Genomic DNA, 5762 nt, shown 5'->3' on the forward strand with positions numbered 1-5762 from the left:
ACCCTGCTGGCCACCTACGCCAAGGCCGGCGGCAAGGACGCGGCCCTGCTGCTGCACAGCCAGGCAGCGGGCGCCGCCCTGGTCAACGACCTCGGCCGCATGGCCATGCTCGACAAGACCGTGCGCGGCGTGCCGGCGCGCGTCATCCCGCTGCCGCTGTGGCACACCGCCTCCACCGGCATCGACCTCTGGCTCACCGCCTTCGCCTATGGCGCCCGCCAGGTCTGGGTGCTGATGACCGGCGAAGAAGCGCCGCAGTACCACGAGGCCCTGCGCGAGCAGATGGCGGTGGCCGAATCCATCGTGCAGGCGCTGGGCTACAGCGGCCGCCACTTCAAACTCATCGAAGTGCGCGACGCGCGCGACCTGCCGGTGCTCGACACCGAGCTGGGCGAAGCGCCGGCACAAGGCGTCACCAAGGCCGCCAGCTTCGCGGTGCAGCCCGAAAAACGCGCCACGCTCGACCTCGCGCTCGACCACCTGCTGCAGGACAGCGCCAGCCGCGCCACCCGCACCCAGGATGCGGCCATCGCGCTGCCCGCCGCTTCGCCCTTTGGCAGCCTCGCCATCAACCGCGACGCCTGCACGCTCTGCCTGAGCTGCGTCAGCGCCTGCCCGGCCAGCGCCTTGCAGGACAACGCCGAGCGCCCGCAGCTGCGCTTCATCGAAAAGAACTGTGTGCAGTGCGGCCTGTGCGCCACCACCTGCCCCGAAAGCGCCATCACCCTGCAGCCGCGCCTGCTGCTCAGCGACGAACGCCGCCAGCCGCGCGTGCTCAACGAAGCGCAGCCCTACCGCTGCGTGCGCTGCAGCAAACCGTTTGGCACGCTCAAGGGCATTGAGGTCATGCTGGCCAAACTCAGCGGCCACGCCATGTTCCAGGGCGAGGCGCTGGAGCGCCTGAAAATGTGCGGCGACTGCCGTGTGGTGGACATTTACACCAACCCGGGCGAGACCCGTATCTCCGATTTGTGAACGCAATGAACGATCAGATCCCCGTGTCCTCCGCCCTCGACGAAGAAACCGCCCGCGCCGAGGTCTACGGCCTGCTGGCCGCGCTGTACTACGCGCCGCCCAGTGCCGAGCTCTTGTCCCAGCTGCGCGTGGCCGTGACCGAAGCGCCAGCGGCCGGCGGCTTCCTGGAAGAGCCGTGGCGCCAGTTCGTCGGCACCGTGCGCACCCTCAGCGACGCGCAGGTGGCCAACGAATACGACGCGCTGTTCGGCGGCGTCGGCAAGCCCGATGTCTACCTGTTCGGCTCGTTCTACCTCAGCGGCTTCCTGAACGAAAAGCCGCTCGCCGCCCTACGCGGCGACCTGGCCGCCCTGGGCCTGGCGCGCGACGAGACCATGCCCGAAACCGAAGACCACTTCGCCTGCGTCTGCGAGGTCATGCGTTACCTCATCGCGGGCGATGACGTGGAAGTCGCCAACCTCACCCAGCAGCAGAAGTTCTTCGGCGCCCACGTACAACCCTGGGTACCCGCCATGTGCGAGGCCATCACCGCCCACCCCAAGGCCCAGTTCTACGCCGCGTTGGCCGCGTTCACGGCGGCGTTCGTCAGCGTGGAAACGCAGGGGTTTGATTTGATGGCCTGAGAGTTAAGCCGGCCGCGGGGCGGGGGATTGCTCGCTGCCATGACGCGACCGCCACGACCGGATAGGCTTTGCGGATCACGATGTCCCACGAAAGACCGACCATGGAAGACACCCGCTGCTGCGGTTCCGGTACCTGCATCATCAACGCCGAGGGCTTGTGCTGGTGTGGCCAGCGATGGGACGGTGTGCGCATGTGTGCACCCGAGCCTTTGCAGCCTGCCGCCAGCGGCAACGGCGACGGATCGCAGGGCGCCTCGGTTCCTCCTGTCAGCGAGACCGGACATCCCGACTGATCCGGTCGTTTCAGACGCCCGTCGTGGACGGGCTTGGCAAGTCTCTGGCCGACCGGGCCGTCAGACCGGGCCCGCGTCCTGCAGCGCCCGATGCGTTCGAAGCGGTCAACCCCCCGGCCGCCCGTCCCGCGTGTTCACCGCCTCGGGTGCCTGTGGCTCGGTGAGTAGCCGCACGCTGAACACCGCTCCGCTCTGGCCATCCGCGCGGTTGGCCGCCGCCATGCCACCGCCGTAGCGTTCCACCAGGCCCAGGCTGATCCACAGGCCCAGGCCATTGCCGTCGTTCTTGGTCGTGAAGAAGGGGCGGAACAGGCGCTCGGCCACACCCGGCGCCAGGCCCGGCCCCGAGTCCTGCACCTGCAGCAGCGCGCCGCGTTCCCCGTGCTCGTCGGTCCAGTCCTGCGTGACCAGCCGCAGCGTGCCGCCCTGCGGCATGGCCTGGATGGCGTTGATGAGCAGGTTGATGATGACCTGCTGCAGTTCGGGCCGGTTGAAGCCCACGCGCTGCGTGGCCTGCAGATCGCGCACCACCTCGATGCGGGTCTGCGCCAGCAGGTGGGCCACCAGCACCAGGCTGTCGTGCACGGTCTGGTTCAGGTCCAGCGTTTCCACATAGCCGGCGTATTCGGTCGGCCGCGCGTACTGCAGCAGCTGGGTGACGATCAGGCGCATGCGCTCGACCTGTTCGTCCAGCAGCTTGAGTTCGGCCTTCACCGGCTGCGCATGGGCGCCCAGCGTGTCGCGGATCAGGTCGAGGTTGCCCTGCATGACCGCAATCGGGTTGTTGATCTCGTGCGCGATGCTCGCGGTGAGCTGGCCGATGGCGGCGAGCTTTTCGCTTTTCACCAGCTGCTGCTGCGCCAGCTGCAGCGAGGCGTTGCTGGCCTCCAGCTCGCGCGTGCGCTCGGCCACCTTGTGGTCCAGCTCTTCGCCCCAGCGGCGCAGCGCGGTGGTCTTGTCGTCGATCACGTCCAGCAGCTGGTCCAGGTGGCCGGCCAGTGCGCCGAGTTCGTCGCGTGCGGGAAGCTGGCCCACCCGCGCGGCGGCTTCGCCGTCTTCCACGCGCTGCATGGTGCGGTTCATCTGCTCCACCGGGCGGAAGATGCTGCGCGCCCAGCGCACCGAGAACAGTGCCGACACGGCCATGACCCCCAGGAAGATCAGCCCCATAACGGCCAGCATGGCGTGGCGCACCCAGCGGAAGGGTGATTCGAGAAAGCCCACATAGAGCATGCCCACGCGCTGGCCCGCCGCGTCCAGCAGCGGCTCGTAGGCCGAGACGTACCAGTCGTTGACGACGAAGGCGCGGTCCAGCCAGGTCTGACCCTGGGTCAGCACACGTTCGCGCACGGTTTGCGACACGCGGGTGCCGATGGCGCGCTGGTCCTGGAACAGGCGCACGTTGGTGGTGATGCGCACGTCGTCCAGGAACAGCGTGGCCGTGCCTTCGCTGCCGAAGGGCAGGGCGCCCTCGGGATAGACGATGCGGTTGATGTGGTCGATGAAGTCCAGGTTCTGGTTGAGCAGCAGGCCGCCCACCAGCAGGGCCAGCGGCTGGCCCGCCGCGTCCAGCACCGGCTGCAAGGCCAGCAGCACCAGGGCGCGGTCTTCCACGTGGCGCGCGTCGGGCGCCGCGTTGCGCGTGGCCACCAGCGGGATGTTCAGGCGCGGCAGCAGCTGGGGCGCCAGCGCGGCGATTTCGTCGCGCGAGAGGCGCACGATCTGCGCGGACCGGGCCGGCGTCTGCGCGGCCGGTGGCAGCAGCGGCACCACGCTGGCGGGCAGGTTCGCGCGCGGGTCGTCGTGCTGGACCAGCAGCAGGAAGTCCAGGCCCAGTTCCTGCCGGTCGGCGGCCAGGCGGGCGGCCAGGTTGCCCCCGGTCGTCATGGCCTGCAGCAGGCGCTGGGAGCGCGCCACGCCGCGTGTGCCGCTGCCCACCTCGGCCAGGGTCTGGTCGAAGTAACCGCGCGCCACCGCCAGGTCGCTGCGCACCTTGGTGATGAGCAGGCGGTCGTAGGTGACGCTGCTCCACACCGCAATGGCCAGCACCAGCAGCGGGAACACCACCAGCAGCGGCAGCAGCGCCATGGCCAGCAGCTTGTTGCGCACCGAGGTGGCGAGCCAGCGCGGTGTGGGCAGCTTCATCAGCGGCCGAAACCCTGGGTGTCGTGGCCCCACTCGGCCACCCGGCGTTCCAGCGTGCGGCGCGACACGCCCAGCAGCTCGGCGGCGCGCGTCTTGTCGCCCTGCACCGAGTCGAGCACGCTCAGGATGTGCAGCTTCTCCATCGTGGCCAGGTCCATGGTGCCGGCGACGGGGGCCGCCGCGTGGCGCTGGGTCTGCGCCGGGTACAGCGCCGAGACGTTGAGCGCGCCCAGGATGAGCGAGCGCTCGATCAGGTTGCGCAGCTCGCGCACATTGCCCGGCCAGTGGTACTGCGCGAGGAAGCCCATTTCCTGCGCGCTGATCTGCAGCGGCGCCACGCCCAGCGCGGGCGCGAGCTGCTCCATGAAGTGCTGCACCAGGGCCGGGATGTCGGCCTTGTGCTCGCGCAGCGGCGGCAGGCTCAGTTCGACCACCTGCAGGCGGAAGTACAGGTCCTGGCGGAAGCGGCCGGCGGCCACCTCGTCGGCCAGGCGGCGGTTACTGGCGGCCATGACGCGCAGGTTGAGCGGCACCAGCTGCTCGCTGCCCACGGGGCGGATGCTCAGGTCCTCGATCGCGCGCAGCAGCGCGGCCTGGATGGGCTGCGGCAGCTCGGCCACTTCGTCCAGGAACAGCGTGCCGCCCTGCGCGTAGTGGAACAGGCCTTCGCGGGCGCGGGTGGCGCCGGTGAAGGCGCCGCGCGCGTGGCCAAAGAGTTCGCTCTCGATCAGTTCGGGTGAGATGGCGGCGCAGTTGACCGGCACGAAGGGCCCTTCGCTGCGGGCGCTCAGGGCGTGCAGCTCGCGCGCCACCAACTCTTTGCCGGTGCCCGATTCGCCCTGCAGCAGCACGGTGCTGTCCACCGCGGCCACGCGTTCGACCGAGGCGCGCAGCGCGGCCAGGGCGGGCGAATCGCCCACCAGCGCGGCGCGGTGCCGGCGCGTGCCGGCCACGGCGCGGCGCAGCACGTAGTTCTCGCGCCGCAGGCGGGCTCTCTCGTGGCACTGCTTGACGGCGTTGAGGATCTGCGGGACGCGAAAGGGCTTGAGGATGAAGTCCGACGCACCGGCGCGCAGCGCCTCGATGGCGGTGTCCAGGTCGGCGAAGGCGGTGATGAGGATGACCTCGCCCGTGTAGCCCTGTTCGCGCAGGTCCTTGAGCCAGGCCACGCCGTTCTGGCCGGGCAGCGAGATGTCGAGGATCACCAGGTCGGCGTGGTGGCCGCGCAGCCACTCCGCGCCTTCTTCGGCGCTGCCTGCGCTCATCACGAAGCGGCAGCGCGGGGCCAGGGTTTTGACCAGGAAGTTGAGCATGCCTTGCTCGTCGTCCACGATCAGGATGGACCAGTCGGGCCAGCCTTCGAGGCTTTGGGGCGGGGCGGCGTTGAAAAGGGTGGGTTCCACCCGGCGCGATTCTACGGACGAAGCCGAGTGAAACGCTCGGTTAATCACCCGGAAACCACGGATCGTGGCGGGGCGTTGCGGCGCAGCAGGCGCGACAAATTGTCGCGAGCGACAGCGACAAGCTGACGCTTGGTCGTGGGTGAAGATGGTGGATGGGGTGCCTGCATGGCGGTGCACGGGCCGGGGTCGTCAGGACAAGGGGGCCGCAGTGCATGGCACGGTTCTGGCTATCGCGCGCAGCCCGCGCCCGCTGCTGACGGTCACCGTGACCACAGCCCAGCTTGAGCCGACCTGCCGGCGGGGGTGAACGCGCTTGTCAGCCC

5 protein-coding genes are annotated in these 5762 nt (G+C 69.6%); 3 read left to right on the forward strand and 2 right to left on the reverse strand.

Annotated elements, in window-relative coordinates; genetic code table 11:
* The 3 genes from ACR2JA_RS16480 to ACR2JA_RS16490 all read left to right on the forward strand — a co-directional run.
* The coding region (locus ACR2JA_RS16480; RefSeq protein WP_434010158.1) for a 4Fe-4S binding protein at window positions 1-975 on the forward strand (975 nt) is incomplete at its 5' end.
* Window positions 976-980: 5 nt separating this feature from the next.
* On the forward strand, window positions 981-1598 hold the full coding sequence (locus tag ACR2JA_RS16485) for a TorD/DmsD family molecular chaperone (RefSeq protein WP_434010159.1): 618 nt from the start codon (window positions 981-983) through the stop codon (window positions 1596-1598).
* A 101-nt stretch (window positions 1599-1699) separates the two neighbouring features.
* Window positions 1700-1891 carry a hypothetical protein gene (locus tag ACR2JA_RS16490; protein ID WP_434010160.1) on the forward strand — a complete coding sequence of 64 codons (192 nt, stop codon included), beginning with the start codon at window positions 1700-1702 and terminating at the stop codon, window positions 1889-1891.
* A gap of 105 nt (window positions 1892-1996) precedes the next feature.
* Here the strand turns inward: ACR2JA_RS16490 and ACR2JA_RS16495 are convergent, their stop codons facing one another.
* Entirely contained in the window at window positions 1997-4036 is a 2040-nt protein-coding gene (locus ACR2JA_RS16495) for a sensor histidine kinase (RefSeq protein WP_434010161.1), read from the reverse strand.
* Window positions 4036-5439: a sigma-54-dependent transcriptional regulator gene (locus tag ACR2JA_RS16500; protein ID WP_434010162.1), complete on the reverse strand. Its 1404-nt coding sequence runs from the start codon at window positions 5437-5439 to the stop codon at window positions 4036-4038. Before ACR2JA_RS16500 ends, ACR2JA_RS16495 begins: the two co-directional genes overlap by 1 nt.
* Window positions 5440-5762: the final 323 nt, after the last annotated feature.

It is taken from the genome of Hydrogenophaga sp., from assembly GCF_051007235.1.
In the GTDB taxonomy this organism is placed as follows: domain Bacteria; phylum Pseudomonadota; class Gammaproteobacteria; order Burkholderiales; family Burkholderiaceae_C; genus Hydrogenophaga.